The organism is Roseitalea sp. MMSF_3546 (assembly GCF_030732865.1).
GTDB lineage: Bacteria > Pseudomonadota > Alphaproteobacteria > Rhizobiales > Rhizobiaceae > Roseitalea.
On record NZ_JASHKB010000025.1, the window covers coordinates 41,715 to 57,643 of the forward strand.

Genomic DNA, 15,929 nt, shown 5'->3' on the forward strand with positions numbered 1-15,929 from the left:
ACGAGGCCAGGCGCGGCCGTCCGGCTGCCGCTATCTGCGCGGGTCGAGCTGCAGATCGGACACCGCCTCGCGTATCGCCTCGTCGAGTGCGGTGTGCGGCTCCTTGCCGATCAGGGCGGTCAGACGGCCATTGTCGAGCCAATGCGGAACGCGCCAGAGATAGGCCATCCTGGCCACCTCGCGCACCACGGGATTGACAACACCGACAAGCCGGAACAGCGGCCATGGCACGCTGCCGCGCTTGAGGGGCCGTCCCGCGGCGGTCTCGGCCGCCTTGTGCACCTGGTTGCCCGTCACCGCATGGCCCCGAAAATGAAGCGTCGCGAACGGGTCGAGTTCGGCGCGCTTGTCGGCGACGCGCACGAAGGTCTCCGCGAGATCGGGCATATAGGCCAGCGCATGCACGCAGTCCCAGGGCCCCGGCCAGACGAAACGGTTCTTCTTCAGGTCCTTGAGAATGATGAGATCGAACCACGATCCCGGCGCCGTCCCGCCGAAGAAATCGCCGGCGCGGATGACGATGGTGCGGACGCCGCGTGCGGCCGCGGCATCGGCGAACAGCGCTTCGAGCTGCACGCGGATGCGGCCCTTTTCGGTATCGGGCCGCGCCGTCATCGTTTCGTCCATGTCGACGCTCACGCCCGTGCCGTAATTGTAGACATTGCCGGGGATCATCACGGTCGCACCGGTCGCCTCGGCCGCGGCGACGACGGTCTCGCCGAGCGGCATGACCGTGTCGCGCCACTTGTCGTAGGGCGGATTGATCGCATGCACGATCACGTCGGCGCCATCGCAGGCGGCGATCAGCGCCGAACGGTCGAAGGCATCGGCGCGGACCGGCTCGACGCCGGCCGCCAGCGCATCCGCCTTGGCACCGCGGGCAACGCCCCTGACGGTCCATCCCGCCTCGACGAAGGCCTTGGAAGCTGCGCCGCCGATCCGTCCGGCCGCGCCCAGTATGGCGACGGTTGGCATGGTCTGTCTCCTTTCCAGCTGTCAACGACTGCACGATGGAACATTCGTGCGCGTATGCATATACAAGTTTTAAAATCCCTGGTATTCATACATGAATGGATAGCCATGGATTTGACTGGAACCTGACGAAGAGCTTTCTGGCTGTCATCGACGCGGGCACGCTGTCGGGGGCGGCACGGGCCACCGGCATCTCCCAGCCCACGCTCGGCCGGCACATGGACGAACTGGAGGCGCTGACGGGCCTTGTCCTGTTCGAGCGTGGACGGGCGGGCATGATGCCCACATCTGACGCGCTGTTGCTGGCCGACCGCGCACGGGACATGCGCGCCGGCGCGGACGCCTTCGCCATGGCCGCGACCGGTCGCGAGCGCACCGTCGCCGGCCCGATCCGGATCACCGCCTCCGACATTGTCTCCACCTACATCCTGCCGGCCATCCTGGTGCGGCTTGCCAGCGCGGAGCCGGACCTGGAAATCGAACTGGTGCCGAGCAATTCGGTGCAGAACCTTCTGGCACGCGATGCCGACATCGCCGTGCGCATGGTGCGGCCGGTTCAGAACGAGCTCATCGTACGCAAGGTGGGCGATCTGGCCATGGGCGCGTTCTGCCATCCGGACTATCTGGGCGCACGGCGCCCGCCCGCGACGATCGACGAACTCAAGACGCACCGACTGGTTGGCTACGACCGGGCCGACCTGATCGAGCGCGGCATGAAGCGGCTCGGTGTCTGGGCACCGCGCTCATCGTTCCGCTTCCGCACCGACGATCAGGTCGCCTACTGGGAACTTGTCAGGGCCGGCGCGGGCATCGGCTTCGGGCCGCTGTTCGTCGCGGGCAGGACGCCCGACCTGGTCCGCGTGATGCCGGACCTTGCAATCGATCCGCTGCCGGTGTGGCTCGCCTCGCACCGCGAATTGCGTCACAGCGCAAAGGTTCGGCGGGTCTACGATTTTCTGGCCGAGGCGCTCTCGTCGCTGCCGCTCGAGCGTGATGAGATGGAGGGCAGCGCGATGGCGAGCAGCCCGACCGCCGCCACGATGACGCCCCAGCCCGAAAAGACCAGCGCCAGCGACCACGCTTCGGCGATCATGCCGACAAAGGCCGGCGCGAACAAGAGACCGGCATAGCCGAACGTGGTGATCACGGCGATGGCGACCGAGGGCGCAAGGCCCGGGTAGCGCCCGGCCGTCGAGAACAGCACCGGGACCATGTTGGCCAGCCCGATGCCGGTGACCAGAAAGCCCAGGCACGCGGTGACGAAACCGCCCGCATTGCCCGCGATGATGAAGCCCGACCCGGCCAGCAGGCCGCCGGCAATGAAGACGACCCTGTCGCCGAACCGGCCGCGCAACCGGTCGCCCAGAAGGCGCGTCGTGGCCATCGTCGCCGAGAAGGCCGCATAGGCATAGCCGCTGACCAGCAGCGGCGCGCCCATCTCGTCCTTCAGATAGAGCGCGCTCCAGTCGATCACCGTGCCCTCGGGCGCAAAGGCCAGAAGCGTCACGATGCCGAGGATGTAGATCCCCGGCTTGCGCGGCAGGCCCCGTCGGCGGACGGTATCGGTGGCCGCCAAATCGGGGTCCGCGGCGGCGGGCTCCTGCCAGTAGTGCCGCCAGGCCCAGGCGACCAGGGCGGCGACGATGCCCGTTACGGCGATCGCATGGCCCATCTCGCCCAGCCAGGCGATCATCGCGCCGCCCGTCAGCCCGCCCGCAACGCCACCGAGCGACCAGAAGCCGTGATAGGACGACATGACCGGCTTGCCGAGCGCCACCTCGACGCCGACGCCATTGGCGTTCATGGCATTGTCCATCGCGCCAAGGAACATGCCGAGCCACAGCATGGCCAGCGCCGTGGTGGTCAGGTTCGGAGCGATGGTGATCAGCACGAGCGAGGGCACCAGCATCAGCGAGGTCCAGCGCACCACGGCCACCGAACCGATGCGCGTCACCATCCAGGCGCCCGCGATCAGCGCGATCACCGCGCCCACGCCGAACAGGATGATCAGCCGGCCCAGCACCGCTTCGCTGATGCCCAGCCGCTCGACCAGCACCGGGATCTTGGTCGCCCAGTGCCCGACCATGAGGCCGTTGGCGAAGAACGCCACCGAGACCGCCAGCCGCGCCAGGCGCAGCCGCTCGCTTGCGGGCGCCGCGCCCGCATCGGTGATCGCCTCGGTCGCCATGAAGTCTCCTGTCGGCACGGCGCGGGGGGCGTGCCGGTCGCGCCTCGTTCGGTCAGAGCGACCTGTGACGAGGTTGAATCAATTCCGTTTCCCGTCCGACGAGGCGGTCCGCCAGACGCGCGCGAGCCACGTGGCGGGGCTACGGGCAAGCGCTTCGACGCCGTGGGCGCCCGCCGGCCTGCAACCCACACGAACCGGCCCGGCAGAATGGTTCAATCTCGTCACGGGACGCTCTAGGCCTCGTATATCACCAGCAGGTCCTTGGCGTCGATCTGGTCGCCCGCCTTGACCAGCACCTCGGCGACCTTGCCGTCGCGTTCGGCGTGCAGCGCGGTTTCCATCTTCATCGCCTCGATCGAGACCAGCACGTCGCCGCTCCTGACCTCCTGGCCGCTTGCGACCGAGACCGTGGAAACCACGCCCGGCATTGGCGCGCCGACATGGGCCTCGTTGCCGTCCTCGGCCTTGCGCCGGGCCGCAGAGGCTTCGGCCCCGTGCACCCGGTCGGGCACCTTGACGCGCCGCGGCTGGCCGTTGAGCTCGAAGAACACGGTCACCATGCCCTGCTCGTCGGGTTCGCCAATGGCAAGGCAGCGGATCACCAGCGTCTTGCCGCGCTCGATATCGACGAAGATCTCCCCGCCCGCCGGCAGGCCGTAGAAGTAGTTCGGCGTCGGCAGCGCGCTGACCGGGCCGTACTTGTCCTGGGCGAGCGCGAAATCGGTGAACACCTTGGGGTACATCAGATAGGCGGCGAACTCGTATTCGTTCACCTGCCGTCCGATCTTCTCCTCGATTTCGGCGCGCCGCGCGTCCATGTCCTCGGGGGCCAGCAGCGAGCCTGGCACGTCGGTATAGGGCTCCTCGCCCTTGAGCACCTTTTGCTGGATGTCCCTGGGCCATCCGCCGGGCGGCTGGCCGAGGTCGCCGCGCATCATCGAGACGACCGAGGCCGGAAACGCGATGTCCTTGTCCGGGCTCTTGACGTCCTCGACGGTCAGATCCTGGCTGACCATCATCAGCGCCATGTCGCCGACCACCTTGGAGGACGGCGTCACCTTGACGATGTCGCCGAACATCATGTTGACGTCGTGATAGGCCCGGGCCACTTCGTGCCAGCGCGTCTCCAGCCCCAGCGAGCGCGCCTGTTCCTTGAGGTTGGTGAACTGTCCGCCGGGCATTTCGTGCAGGTACACTTCCGAGGCCGGCCCCTTCAGGTCGCTTTCGAAGGCGGCATACTGCGCCCGCACCGCCTCCCAGTAGAACGAGATGCGCCGGATCCATTCCGGATCGAGGCCCGGATCGCGCCGCGTGCGCCGCAGCGCCTCCACGATGGAGCCAAGGCAGGGCTGCGCCGTCAGGCCCGACAGGGCGTCCATCGACGCGTCGACCGCATCGACGCCTTCGGCCACCGCGGCCAGGATCGTCGCCGCCGCGATGCCCGAGGTGTCATGGGTGTGGAAGTGGATCGGCAGGTCGGTTTCCTGGCGCAAGGTCCTGAACAGCTCCGTCGCGCCCGCCGGCCGCAGCAGGCCCGCCATGTCCTTGACCGCGATGATGTGCGCGCCGGCCGCCTCGAGTTCCTTGAGCATGCCGACATAGTATTTCAGATCGTATTTCGGCCGCGCCGGATCGAGCAGATCGCCGGTATAGCAGATCGCCGCCTCGCAGATCTTGTTCTCCTGGCACACCGCGTCCATGGCCACGCGCATGTTCGGCACCCAGTTCAGGCAGTCGAAGACGCGGAAGACGTCGATGCCGCCCGCGGCGGCCTGCTCGACGAAATGCCGGACCACATTGTCGGGATAGTTGGTGTATCCCACGCCGTTCGCCCCGCGCAGCAGCATCTGCAGCAGGATGTTGGGCGCCGCCTCGCGGATCAGCGCCAGCCGCTCCCACGGATCCTCGGTCAGGAACCGCATGGAGACGTCGAACGTCGCCCCGCCCCAGCATTCCAGCGAGAACAGGTTGGGCAGCGCCCGCGCATAGGTGCCGGCGATCCGCGCCATGTCATGGGTGCGCATGCGCGTTGCAAGCAGGCTCTGATGGCCGTCGCGCATGGTCGTGTCGGTGATCATCACCGGATCGTGCGCGCGCAGCCAGGCGGCGAACTTCTCCGGCCCCATCTGGTCGAGCATGCGCCTGGTGCCGCCCTCGGGCACCTCCCCGCCGACGAACGGCACTTCGGGCGCCGGCGCGTCGGCCGCCGGGCGCGGCCTGTCCTTGGTTTCCGGGTGGCCGTTGACGGTGACGTCGGCCAGATAGGTCAGCAGCTTTGTCGCCCTGTCCTTGCGCTTGACCTGGGCGAACAGTTCCGGCGTCGTGTCGATGAACCGCGTCGTATAGGAATTGTCGCGGAAGGCCGGGTGGCCGATGATGGCTTCAAGGAACGTCAGATTGGTGGCGACGCCGCGAATGCGGAATTCGCGCAGCGCCCGATCCATGCGGTCGATCGCCTCCTCGGGCGTCGGCGCCCAGGCCGTGACCTTTTCGAGCAGCGGGTCGTAAAAGCGCGTGATCACCGCGCCCGAATAGGCCGTGCCGCCATCGAGCCTGATGCCGAATCCGGTCGCGCCGCGATAGGCGGTGATGCGGCCGTAATCGGGGATGAAATTCTGCTCTGGATCCTCGGTGGTGATCCGGCATTGCAGGGCATGGCCGTGCAGCGTGATGTCGTGCTGGGCCGGCACCCCCGAGCGCGGCTGGCCGATCGCCTCGCCTTCCAGGATGCGGATCTGCGCCTTGACGATGTCGATGCCGGTGACCTCCTCGGTCACGGTATGCTCGACCTGGATGCGCGGATTGACCTCGATGAAGTAGAACTTGCCGGTATCGGCATCCATCAGGAATTCGACCGTGCCGGCACCGACATAATCGGCCGCGCGCGCGATCTTCAACGCGTATTCGGCCAGTTCGTTGCGCTGGGCCTCGCCCAGATAGGGCGCCGGCGCGCGCTCCACCACTTTCTGGTTCCGCCGCTGGATCGAGCAGTCGCGCTCGAACAGATGCACGATGTTTCCATGCGTGTCGCCGAGCACCTGCACCTCGACATGGCGGGCGCGCTCGATCAGCTTTTCGAGATAGACCTCGTCCTTGCCGAAGGCGGCCTTGGCCTCGCGCCTTGCTTCGGTGACCTCGCGCTCGAGGTCTTCTTCGGCGCGGATGGCCCGCATGCCGCGGCCGCCGCCGCCCCAGGACGCCTTGAGCATGACCGGATAGCCGATCTCGGCGGCCATCTTGCGCACCGCGTCCATGTCCTCGGGCAACGGATCGGTCGCCGGGACCACCGGCACGCCGGCTTCGACCGCCAGATTGCGCGCCGAGACCTTGTTGCCAAGCGAGCGCATGGTCTCCGCGGTCGGTCCGATGAAGATGATACCGGCGTTGCGGCACGCCTCGACCAGTTCGGGGCTCTCCGACAGAAGACCGTAACCGGGATGAATGGCGTCGGCGCCGGACTGGCGCGCCACGCGGATCACCTCTTCGATCGACAGATAGCTTTCGATCGGCCCCATGTCCCGGCCCAGATGCGGGCCGCGACCGACCTGATAGCTCTCGTCCGCCTTGAACCGGTGCAGGGCAAGCTTGTCCTCCTCGGCCCAGATCGCGACCGTCTTGATTCCGAGCTCGTTCGCGGCGCGGAACACGCGGATCGCGATCTCGGAACGGTTGGCGACAAGGATCTTGGAAATGGCCACGTTGAGGCTCCCCCGAAAGAACGGCACTGCATGCACAATCGGGTCTGTTTAGCGTCAACCATTGTGCAGCGCAAACGGCGAAAGCACCGCCGCCTGGCCGCGCCGGTCAGGCGCCCTCGGCGGCGTGGCCGAGCACCTGCGCCTGCGTGCAGGCATGCTGCGCGCATTCCATTTCCAGCGTCGAGTGCTCGATCCCGTAGCGCGCCTTCAGCATCGCCTTGACCTCGGCCTTGACGGCATCGGCCCGCTCCCAGGCGCCGGGCTCGATGGCAAGATGGGCATCGAACGAGGCGGCATGCTCGCCCATCTGCCAAAGATGCACGTGATGGACATCGCCGACGCCGTCGATGGCGCCGACCGCGGCGATCACCGCCCTGGGATCGAGATCGGGCGGTGTGCCGAGCATGAGGATGCGAATGACCTGGCCGATCTCGGCGAACGACATCCACAGGATGTAGCCGGCAATGCCAAGCGTGACGAGCGGGTCGATCAACCGCCAGTCGTAGACGATGATCAGCGTGCCGGCGACGATGACCGCCACCGAGCCGAGCGCATCGGCCAGATTGTGCAGGAAGGCAGCGCGGATGTTCACGCTCGACTTCGACATGGTGTAGGTCAGCAGCGCCGTGGCGAGGTCGACCGCCAGCGCGATACCCGCAATGGCGACGACCAGCCAGCCGGTCACCGGCTGCGGGTCGATGAAGCGGATCACCGCCTCATAGGCGAGATAGAGCCCCAGCACGATCAGCGTGGTGTAGTTGATCAGCGCCGCCACCACCTCGATACGGCCATAGCCGAAGGTCATGGCTTCGTCGGCGCCGCGCCGGGCGATCCTGCGCGCGATGAAGGCGATGACCAGCGACATCGCGTCCGACAGGTTATGCAGCGCATCGGCGATCAGCGCCAGACTGCCGGACACCAGCCCGCCGATGACCTGCGCGACGGTCAGGCCCAGATTGACCGCGATCGCGGCGGCAACGCGCCGGTCGCCGCTGCCCGCGTCGATGCCGTGATCGTGGTGGTGATGGCCTGCCATGGTGCCTGTCCGCTTCTGCCGCACCCTCATGTAAGACCTCCAGCGACTGGAGGTTCAAGGGTCTCCAGGCGCGGTCGGCAGTACGGCGGGCCGGGCCTGCGCTCCTGTGCTCTCAGGAGGCCCTGGCCGCCACCTCCACCGGCAGTTGCGCGGCCGCCGGGTTCTTGATCTCGACCACGCGCTGCGGGAAGGGGATCTCGATGCCGTTGTCCCTGAGCGCGTTCCAGATCAGGAACAGCACGTCCGATGTGTATTTGTTGGGCCCGTCATCGATGCCGTTCACCCAGAACTCGACGGCGAACTCGATGCCGCTGTCGCCAAAGGCGCGCAGTTCGCAATCGGGCGGATAGGGCTCCGACAGGACGTCCTTGTGGCTCGCCACCGCGGCTTCGACGATCGCCGGCACCTTGTTGATGTCGGTGTCGTAGGAGACCGAGAACGGCGCTTCGTAGCGATTGGCCGAGCCGGCATCCGAATAGTTGATGACGCGGGTGATGATGAAGTCCTCGTTGGGCACCACGACCCAGCGCCCGTCGAAGGTCTCCAGGATCGTCGCGCGCGCCGTCATCTTGACGATGGTCCCGCTCTGGCCGCCGTCGAGTTCGACGAAGTCGCCGACCGTCGCCTGGCCTTCGAGCAGCAGGATGATGCCGGAGATGAAGTTCGAGGCGATCTTCTGCAGGCCGAAGCCAAGGCCGACGCCGATGGCGCCGCCGATGACGGCGAGCGTCGACAGGCTGATGCCCATGATGTTCATCAGCAGCAGGAAGGCGACGCCGAAGATGGCGATCTCGACGGCCTTGGCGGCCAGTTCGCGCGTTGCCGGCCGCATGTCCTCCTGGCGGCGGATATAGTCCGACGACTGCGTGTTCGACCAGCGCCCGAGCCAGAACAGCAGCCCGCCGGCGATCGCGCCGCGGATCAGCGCCATCGCCGAAAACGTGATGTTGCCCAGATTGACCGTGAGCCCGTCCAGATAGGCGATCGTCGGCCCCAGCAGCCCGACGACATAGAGCGCGGCGACCGGGATCAGCACATAGCGGCCGAGCAGCTTCAGGAACGGATCGGTGAGGATGTCGCGCACCAGGCGCCGGGCCGCCACGAACAGGAAGACCCGCTTGCCGAAGGCGATCACCGCGTCCGCGCCGAAGGCGGCGCGCGTTGCCTCCTCGCCGAGCGCGGTGAAGGCATAGGCCAGCAGCGGCAGCATCAGCGGCAGGAGCATCAGCGCGAAACGTCGTGCCCTGGCGAAGATGGTCTGGGCGGCCGCCTCCGGCGTCAGAACGCGTCTTAGCGCCGGCGTCAGCGCCCGGTTGGCGAACCAGGCGGCGGCGAAGGCCACCGCGAGCAGCGCGAATTGCGACCAGGCGGCCGGGCTCGTCAGCCAGTCGAGCGCTATGGCCTGCGCCTGCTGGAGATACCCGATCGCCTGCTGCACGACCGGCGATTGCATGTCCATGATGTCGCGCCCCCGCGTGTGCCGTATCCCGTCGGCGATCTCTTGGCACAAAGCGCACCGGGGGGAAAGCCACGCGCGACGGTTGCGCCGGCCGGCGCGGGTTCACTGCGCGCGGCGCACCCGCATCTTGATGTGCTTGGGCTGCAGATAGGCGTCGAGCCCCTCCGGGCCGAGTTCGCGCCCGAAGCCGCTCATCTTCCAACCGCCGAACGGCGCCTGCAGTTCGGAGGTGTCGTTGACGTTCACGCCCACCGCGCCGAATTCGAGCTGTTCGGCGATCGACCACAGCCGTTCGAGATCGCCGCCATAGATGTAGGCGGCAAGGCCGTATTCGAGCCCGTTGGCCATGGCGAACATGTCATTAAGCGAATCGAATGCGGCCATGGCGGCCAGCGGGCCGAAGGTCTCCTCGCGCATCGGCAGCGAGTCGAGGGGGGCGTCATCGATCACCGTCGGCCGGTAGAAATGGCCGTGCGCGAACGCCGGGCCATCGGGGGCATGGCCGCCGGCGATCAGCCTGCCGCCCCTGTCGAGCGCGTCGCGCTGATGCGCCTTCACGCGCTCGATGACCGAGGCGTTGAGCACCGGACCGTATTTGACCGCCTCGTCGAGCCCGTCGCCGAGTTCGGTCTCCTCGGCCAGCGCCGCGAGCGCCTCGGCAAACGGCCCGTGGACCTCGCGGGCCACCAGGATGCGGTTCACGGTGATGCAGATCTGGCCCATATTGGAGAAGCTGCGCCGATGCGCGGCGCGCGCTGCCTCCTCGATATCGGCGTCGGGCAGAACGATGAAGGGCGCGTGGCCGCCCAGTTCCAGACTGAGCTTTTTCATGTTGCCGGCCGCGTTGCGCATGATGTCCTGGCCGGCGCGGATCGAGGCCGTCGCCGACATCACCCGCACGTGGCTGTGCCGGGCGAGCGCGGCCCCCGCCACGGGCCCCAGGCCGGGCAGGTCGGCGATGGTGCCCGGCGGCATGCCCGCTTCGTGCAGGCAGTCGACCAGCATGGCGATGGCGAGCGGGGTCTCGTGCGGCGGCTTGACGACGATCGGACAGCCCGCAGCGATCGCCGGGCCGACCTTCCAGCAGTAAAGGTCGACCGGATAGTTCCACGGCACGATGGCGGCCGCCACGCCGGCCGGCTGATAGGTGACGATGTTGCGGATCGTCGGCGCCGAGGCCGGCCGCAGCGAACCGCCCACGCGCACCGCTTCACCGGCATAATAGCGCAGCACCTCGGCGCCGAAGAGGATTTCTTTCAGATTGTCCGGCACCGGCTTGCCCTGCTCGCGGGTGAGCAGGACGGCCATGTCGCGTGCCCGCGCCTCGATCAGCGTTGCGGCGCGCTCCAGAATGTCGGCCCGCGCCCGCGCGCCCATTTCGGCAAAGCCCGGCGCGGCCCGCTTTGCCGCCGCAACCGCCTCGTCGACGGTGCGTTCATCGGCGAGCAGCGTCGAGCCGACCGGCTTGCCCGTGGCAGGCTCGGCGATGGCGAAGCGATCGACGCCGGCCGGCTTGTGCCATTGGCCCGATATGAAAAAGCCGCGATCCATGATGTCCCTCGTCCTCGCGCTCAGCGCATCCGCAACCGGCGCCACAATTCGGCATAGTTGCGGTCGTTCTGTGCCGTCGCCGCTTCCTTTTCGGTCGTGTTGGGCGAGACCATCACGAAGGGTTCGACGCCGCGCGCGACCAGCTTTTCGGCGGTTGCCGCGTTGATCGCCTGTCCGACCGCAATGGCGATCGAGGTCGAGGTCGCGCCGACGGCGCCGTTCAGCCCCTCGATGCGGATCGAGGCATCGCCCTTGGGCACGCCCGTGTCGATGACGACATCGGCCAGTTCGAACAGCCGCTTTCCGCAGGAATGGCGCGAGGGCGTGGACGAGGAATGCGGGATCGAGGTCACGCCGATCAGCTTCATGCCGCGTTCCTTCGCGCCAACGGCGATGTCGACCGTGACGGCGTTGAGCCCCGAGTGCGAGAAGATCAGCATCGCATCGCCCGGATCAGTCTGGTGCGAGGACAAGATCGCGGTGCCGTAGCCCTCCTGGCTATGGATAAAGCGGTATTGCCGCGCTCCCGCATCGCCCAGAACGCGATGGAACGAGATCATCGCGCTTTCCACGATCGGCCGGAATCCGGTCACCGTGCCGGTGCGCGGATACATCTCCATGGCCGCGAACGAGCCGTGCCCGGTGCCGAAGGTGAAGACGAGCTTGTCGTCCGCGATCGCGCGCGCGCAGATCTCTGCGGCCGCCTCGATCGCGTCGGCCTGGCTGTCGATCACCGCCTGCAGGCGTTCGATGAGAATGGCGAAATAGTCGCTGGCGATAGCGGTCATGCCGGCTCCCTGGTCTTGGCACTGTGGCGGGTGAGGGCGGCGAGCGCGCAGGCAAAAAGCGCCGTCTCGCGCTCGGCCATCGTGTCGGTGTCGAGCTTTTGCCGCGTGCGCCCGTCGACCGTGCCCACGCACAGGCTGGTGAAGGACACGCCCAGCGCATGGGCGGCGTTGACGAGCGCCGAGGTCTCCATGTCCGCGGCGATCACACCCTGGACTTCGAGCCGGCCGAGCTGCGCGGCGATCGGCGCCTCCCGCTCGGGTTCGAGCGGAAACATGTCGCGGTAAAAGGCGTCGAAACTGGCGAACTTGCCCTCGACGAGCTTCTCGCCCGCATCCGCGATCACCGTGCGGGCGGCGGCGTTGAGGCTGGCGCAGGCGCGCTGCGCGTTCGGATCGTCGACATAGGAGATCGACGTGCCCTCGTGACTGAACACGGTCTTGCTGAGCGTGAAGACGCCCGCTTCGGCCGGCGGAAAGTACATTGCCGTTCCGATGCGGATGAAGCTGCTTGCCCCCAGAGCGGCGAGTTCGTGCAGGACGACGGTCGCGATCGGCGCACCCATGCCGAAGCTGACCGCCGTCACCGGCGTTCCGCCGTGCCGGCCCGTGACCGTGCGCAGGCCCCGCCTGACCGGCAGGAAGCGCGGCGCGTCCATCTGCGCGGCGATGCGGTCGATCCGGTCGGGATCGCCGACCAGGATGACGCGGTCGGCGATGTCGTTCGCGGTGTGGCCCAGATACCAGGCTGTCTTCATGCCCGCCCCCTCTCTTTTTCTTGCTCGGCGCGTTCGGCCAGCATGGCGCGCACCGCATCCATCGCCTTGCGCGCGGCATGCTCGGGCAGGGCCCCGCCCAGATGCGCGGCCAGGAAGGCCCCGGCGAAGCTGTCGCCCGCGCCGGTCGGATCGGCCACCGCGATTGCTGCGGCCGGCAGGACCGTCGTCTTGCCGGCCCGGTGCAGGCGGACCCCCTCGGCACCCAGCGTTTCGACCACGAGCGCGTCGGAGCGCACCACATCGGCGATCAGCCGGTGCTCGGCGCTGTTGCAGAAGACAATCCGTGCCCGCGCGCCCAGCGCCGCCCGGTTGGCCGCATCGAAGCACGTCGGATCGTCCTTCATCACCCATGACAGCGGCGCGTCCGGCCCGCGCACGGCGAGGATATCGCCGATCAGATGGCCCGGCCCCACGGTCACGCACAGATGGTCCGCCCGTGCGATCACCCTCGCCTGCGCCGGCGACAGGCGTTCGCGGCCGGCAAGCGCCGGATCGTAAAGGCATGCGGTCGTCCCGTCCGCCTGCTGGATCATGATCGCCGCCGGCGAGCGCGCCCCGGCATGGGTTTCGATGCCCTCGGCCACGAGCCCGTGCGCGCGGCAGTGATCGGCGAAGAGCGCGCCCAGCGCGTCCTCGCCGATCCAGGTGACCGGCGCCGCCGCGACGCCACCGCGCCGTGCCGCAACGCCCACATAGCTCGGCGAGCCGCCCGGCCGCGGCCAGGCATCGGGGTCGCGAAAGCGGATATGCGTCGTCCGGTTGCCGGCGACGACACCGTCCAGCATGAGCGGGTAGTCGAGCGAGGCATAGCCAGTGACCGCAAGCTGCGTCATGTCACGCCGTCCCCGCGAGCATGGACAGCGCATCGCCAAGATCGACGACCGAGCCCATGTAGCGATCGATGTCCTCGAGCGAAGCAGCGGCCAGATACGGCCGGTTCGAGTTCGTCGCCTGGCGCGGCACCACCACCTCGAAGCCCCAGGCAAACGCGTCCTGGGCGGTGGCGCGCACGCAATTGTTGGTCTTCACCCCGCAGATGACGACCCGCTCGATGCGGTGCTCGTGCAGCAGAATGCCCAGTTCGGTCGCGAAGAACGCGCTGTAGCGCCGCTTGACGATCTCGATCTCGCGCGCCGCGCCCTGCCGCGGTCCGAAACCGCTGAAATAGTCGGCGTCCATTGTTCCCTGGACGCCATGGACAGGCAGCTTGGGCTGCTCGAAATCGGGTACGCCCGCGCGATGCCGGTCGAGCGTGAAGACGATCAGCCGCTCGCTTCGCCGCGCCGCCTCGATGAGCTGCGTGACCGGCCCGATCACCGCTGCGGCATCGGGATAGGCGTTCTCGCCCTGCGGATGCAGAAAGGCGTTCTGCATGTCGATGACGATGAGCGCGGTGGATGTCATGCCGTTGCCTGCCGCCTCCTGATGTTGAGCGCGGTGATGACCAGCCCGACGATCACCATCACGTAGGGCAGCGTGCCGATCAGCGTCGGCGGCAGCCCGGCGGTCTGCAGCCGGATCTGGCTGGCATCGAGAAAGCCGAACAGGAGACACACCAGGGCGGTGCCGACCGGATGGTTGCGGGCGAAGTAGAAAGCGGCCAGCGCGATGAAGCCGCGCCCCGCCGTCAGACCCTCGTTGAACAGGCCGAGCGAGGCAAGCGCCAGATGCGCGCCGGCAAGCCCGGAAAACAGGCCGGCGAAGGTGGTGCCGAAGTCCTGCAGCGCCTTCGCGCGAAGGCCCATGGCGCGCGCCACCTGCGGCGCGTTGCCCGCCGCGCGCAGTCGCAGGCCGAGCCGCGTATTGGCCAGAAGGAAGGGCAGCACGGCGACCACGGCCCAGGCGAAGACCGTCAGCGGGTCGAGCGCGGCCAGCGCGCGGCCGATCACCGGGACCGTCTCGACCGTTTCCGGCAGCACTTTCGGCAAGAGTTCGACGCCCTCGAGCCGCAGCGTGCCGCTGGTGCCATAGGCAACGCTCATCGTCAGCCCGACCAGGCCCGCGATCAGCACGTTCAGTCCGAGCCCGGCGATGATCATGTTCGCCCGCGCCCGCGTGATCGCCAGCGAGAACAGCCAGCCGACGAAAGCGCCGGCAATGGCAGCCGCACCGACCCCGGCCAGCCACGAGCCGGTCGCCGCGCAGGCAATCACCGCGATGAACGCGCCGGCGATCATCTTGGCCTCGAGCGCGATGTTGACGATGCCGCCCTGCCGGTTGACGAGCCCGCCGATCGCCGCCAGCAGGATCGGCGTCGTCAGGATCATGGTCGAGGCGAGGACCTGTTCGACGAGCGCGATCATGGCAGGCTCCTGCGCCGCCGGCGCCATGTCAGCCGGCCCAGCTCGACGACCGCGAAGATCATCACCGTGCCCTCGATCACATTGACGATGTCGAGCGGGATGTCCGAGAAGAGCTGTACGGTCGTGCCGGCCGAGGCGAGCGCGCCGAACAGCACCGCGCCGAAGGCGATGCCGATGGCCGAGTTGCGCGCCAGCAGCGCCACCGCCATGCCGGTGAAGCCGTAGCCGGCCGAAAAGCCGTCCGAGAACCGGTGCACCTGGCCGAGCGCATGGCTCGCCCCGCCAAGGCCCGAGACGATCCCCGAGATCACCATCACCGTGATGATCGTGGCCGGAATCGAAATGCCGACCGTGCGCGCAAAGCGCCGGTTGAGGCCCACCAGCCTGGACTCGAACCCGGCCGGTGTCAGCCGCGTCCAGACGCCGTAGGCGGCAACGCACACGAGGCCGATGATGAAGCCCGCATGCAATGTCGAAGGCGGCATCAGGCGGACCAGTTCGGCCGCCTCGTGGATCGTGTCGGTGGTGTTGTTGCCCGAGGCTTCCGACAGCAGCACGGTGTTGACCAGAAAGCCCGTCAGCCCCAGCGCGATGAAGTTCAGCATCAAGGTGGTGACCACCTCGTCGATATCGAGCCGGGCCAGCAGATAGCCCGGCACGAACAGCCAGAACGCCGAGACGGCGGCCGCCGCGAGCATGGCGATGGCGATCAGCCAGAAGCCGAGCCCGGCCGGCAGGGCGAAGCCGATCGTCGCGGCCGCCAGCCCGCCGACGACGAAGGCCCCGTCGACGCCGACATTGAACACGCCGGTGCGAAAGCAGATCGCCGTCGCCACGGCGGTGAACAGAAGCGGGGTGGCCGCCGACAGCGTGGCCGCGATGCGCCGCGACGAGCCAAACGCTTCGCTCGCCATCAGGGCGTAGATGTCGATGGGGTTCTCGCCGATGATCAGCAGCACCGCCGCGCCGACACCGAAGGCGATCAGCACCGGCAGGGTAACGCGCACCGCCTCGCCGGCGACCCCGCCGAGCCGGCCCTGCCAGCCACTGCCGGCCCGGTCGGCCGTTTCGGCCACCGCACTCATGCGGCCTTACCTTTCAAGAGCGCATTAGCGCCTGCTTTTCCGGAGCTTTGCTTGATGCGATGATCGCGGATCG

12 protein-coding genes and 1 pseudogene are annotated in these 15,929 nt (G+C 67.9%); 1 reads left to right on the top strand and 12 read right to left on the bottom strand.

Annotated features, from left to right (window positions below; all coding sequences use genetic code 11):
* Window positions 1–30: 30 nt before the first annotated feature.
* On the bottom strand, window positions 31–975 hold the full coding sequence (locus RBB34_RS16435) for an NmrA family NAD(P)-binding protein (protein ID WP_306120328.1): 945 nt from the start codon (window positions 973–975) through the stop codon (window positions 31–33).
* A 95-nt stretch (window positions 976–1,070) separates the two neighbouring features.
* On the opposite strand from RBB34_RS16435, the gene RBB34_RS16440 reads away from it, so the two are divergent.
* Window positions 1,071–2,102 (top strand): LysR family transcriptional regulator, encoded by a 1,032-nt coding sequence (locus RBB34_RS16440; RefSeq protein WP_306120329.1) that lies wholly within the window; start codon window positions 1,071–1,073, stop codon window positions 2,100–2,102.
* Window positions 2,103–2,332: 230 nt separating this feature from the next.
* Here RBB34_RS16440 and RBB34_RS16445 read toward each other — a convergent pair.
* From RBB34_RS16445 to RBB34_RS16495, 11 genes and pseudogenes are all read right to left on the bottom strand, one after another.
* Window positions 2,333–3,160: pseudogene (locus RBB34_RS16445) on the bottom strand (MFS transporter); the annotation flags it as partial.
* A 233-nt stretch (window positions 3,161–3,393) separates the two neighbouring features.
* Window positions 3,394–6,858, bottom strand: a complete 3,465-nt coding sequence (gene pyc / locus RBB34_RS16450) for a pyruvate carboxylase (RefSeq protein ID WP_306120330.1) — start codon at window positions 6,856–6,858, stop codon at window positions 3,394–3,396.
* Window positions 6,859–6,964: 106 nt separating this feature from the next.
* The gene (locus RBB34_RS16455) at window positions 6,965–7,894 is read right to left on the bottom strand and encodes a cation diffusion facilitator family transporter (RefSeq protein ID WP_306120331.1); all 930 of its coding nucleotides are present in this window, start codon (window positions 7,892–7,894) and stop codon (window positions 6,965–6,967) included.
* A 112-nt stretch (window positions 7,895–8,006) separates the two neighbouring features.
* The gene (locus RBB34_RS16460; RefSeq protein WP_306120332.1) at window positions 8,007–9,353 is read right to left on the bottom strand and encodes a mechanosensitive ion channel domain-containing protein; all 1,347 of its coding nucleotides are present in this window, start codon (window positions 9,351–9,353) and stop codon (window positions 8,007–8,009) included.
* Between the two features lie 102 nt (window positions 9,354–9,455).
* Window positions 9,456–10,904 carry an aldehyde dehydrogenase family protein gene (locus RBB34_RS16465; RefSeq protein WP_306120333.1) on the bottom strand — a complete coding sequence of 483 codons (1,449 nt, stop codon included), beginning with the start codon at window positions 10,902–10,904 and terminating at the stop codon, window positions 9,456–9,458.
* Window positions 10,905–10,924: 20 nt separating this feature from the next.
* Complete coding sequence (locus RBB34_RS16470) at window positions 10,925–11,692, bottom strand: SIS domain-containing protein (protein WP_306120334.1); 768 nt, start codon at window positions 11,690–11,692, stop codon at window positions 10,925–10,927.
* Window positions 11,689–12,447, bottom strand: a complete 759-nt coding sequence (locus tag RBB34_RS16475; protein ID WP_306120335.1) for a uridine phosphorylase — start codon at window positions 12,445–12,447, stop codon at window positions 11,689–11,691. The genes RBB34_RS16470 and RBB34_RS16475 overlap by 4 nt, the downstream gene beginning before the upstream one ends.
* Complete coding sequence (locus RBB34_RS16480) at window positions 12,444–13,301, bottom strand: PfkB family carbohydrate kinase (protein ID WP_306120336.1); 858 nt, start codon at window positions 13,299–13,301, stop codon at window positions 12,444–12,446. The genes RBB34_RS16475 and RBB34_RS16480 overlap by 4 nt, the downstream gene beginning before the upstream one ends.
* Before the next feature lies 1 nt (window position 13,302).
* A complete protein-coding gene (locus RBB34_RS16485) occupies window positions 13,303–13,872 on the bottom strand; it encodes an isochorismatase family cysteine hydrolase (protein ID WP_306120337.1) in 570 nt (189 codons plus the stop codon).
* Entirely contained in the window at window positions 13,869–14,771 is a 903-nt protein-coding gene (locus RBB34_RS16490; protein ID WP_306120338.1) for an ABC transporter permease, read from the bottom strand. The genes RBB34_RS16485 and RBB34_RS16490 overlap by 4 nt, the downstream gene beginning before the upstream one ends.
* The gene (locus RBB34_RS16495) at window positions 14,768–15,856 is read right to left on the bottom strand and encodes an ABC transporter permease (RefSeq protein ID WP_306120339.1); all 1,089 of its coding nucleotides are present in this window, start codon (window positions 15,854–15,856) and stop codon (window positions 14,768–14,770) included. The genes RBB34_RS16490 and RBB34_RS16495 overlap by 4 nt, the downstream gene beginning before the upstream one ends.
* Window positions 15,857–15,929: the final 73 nt, after the last annotated feature.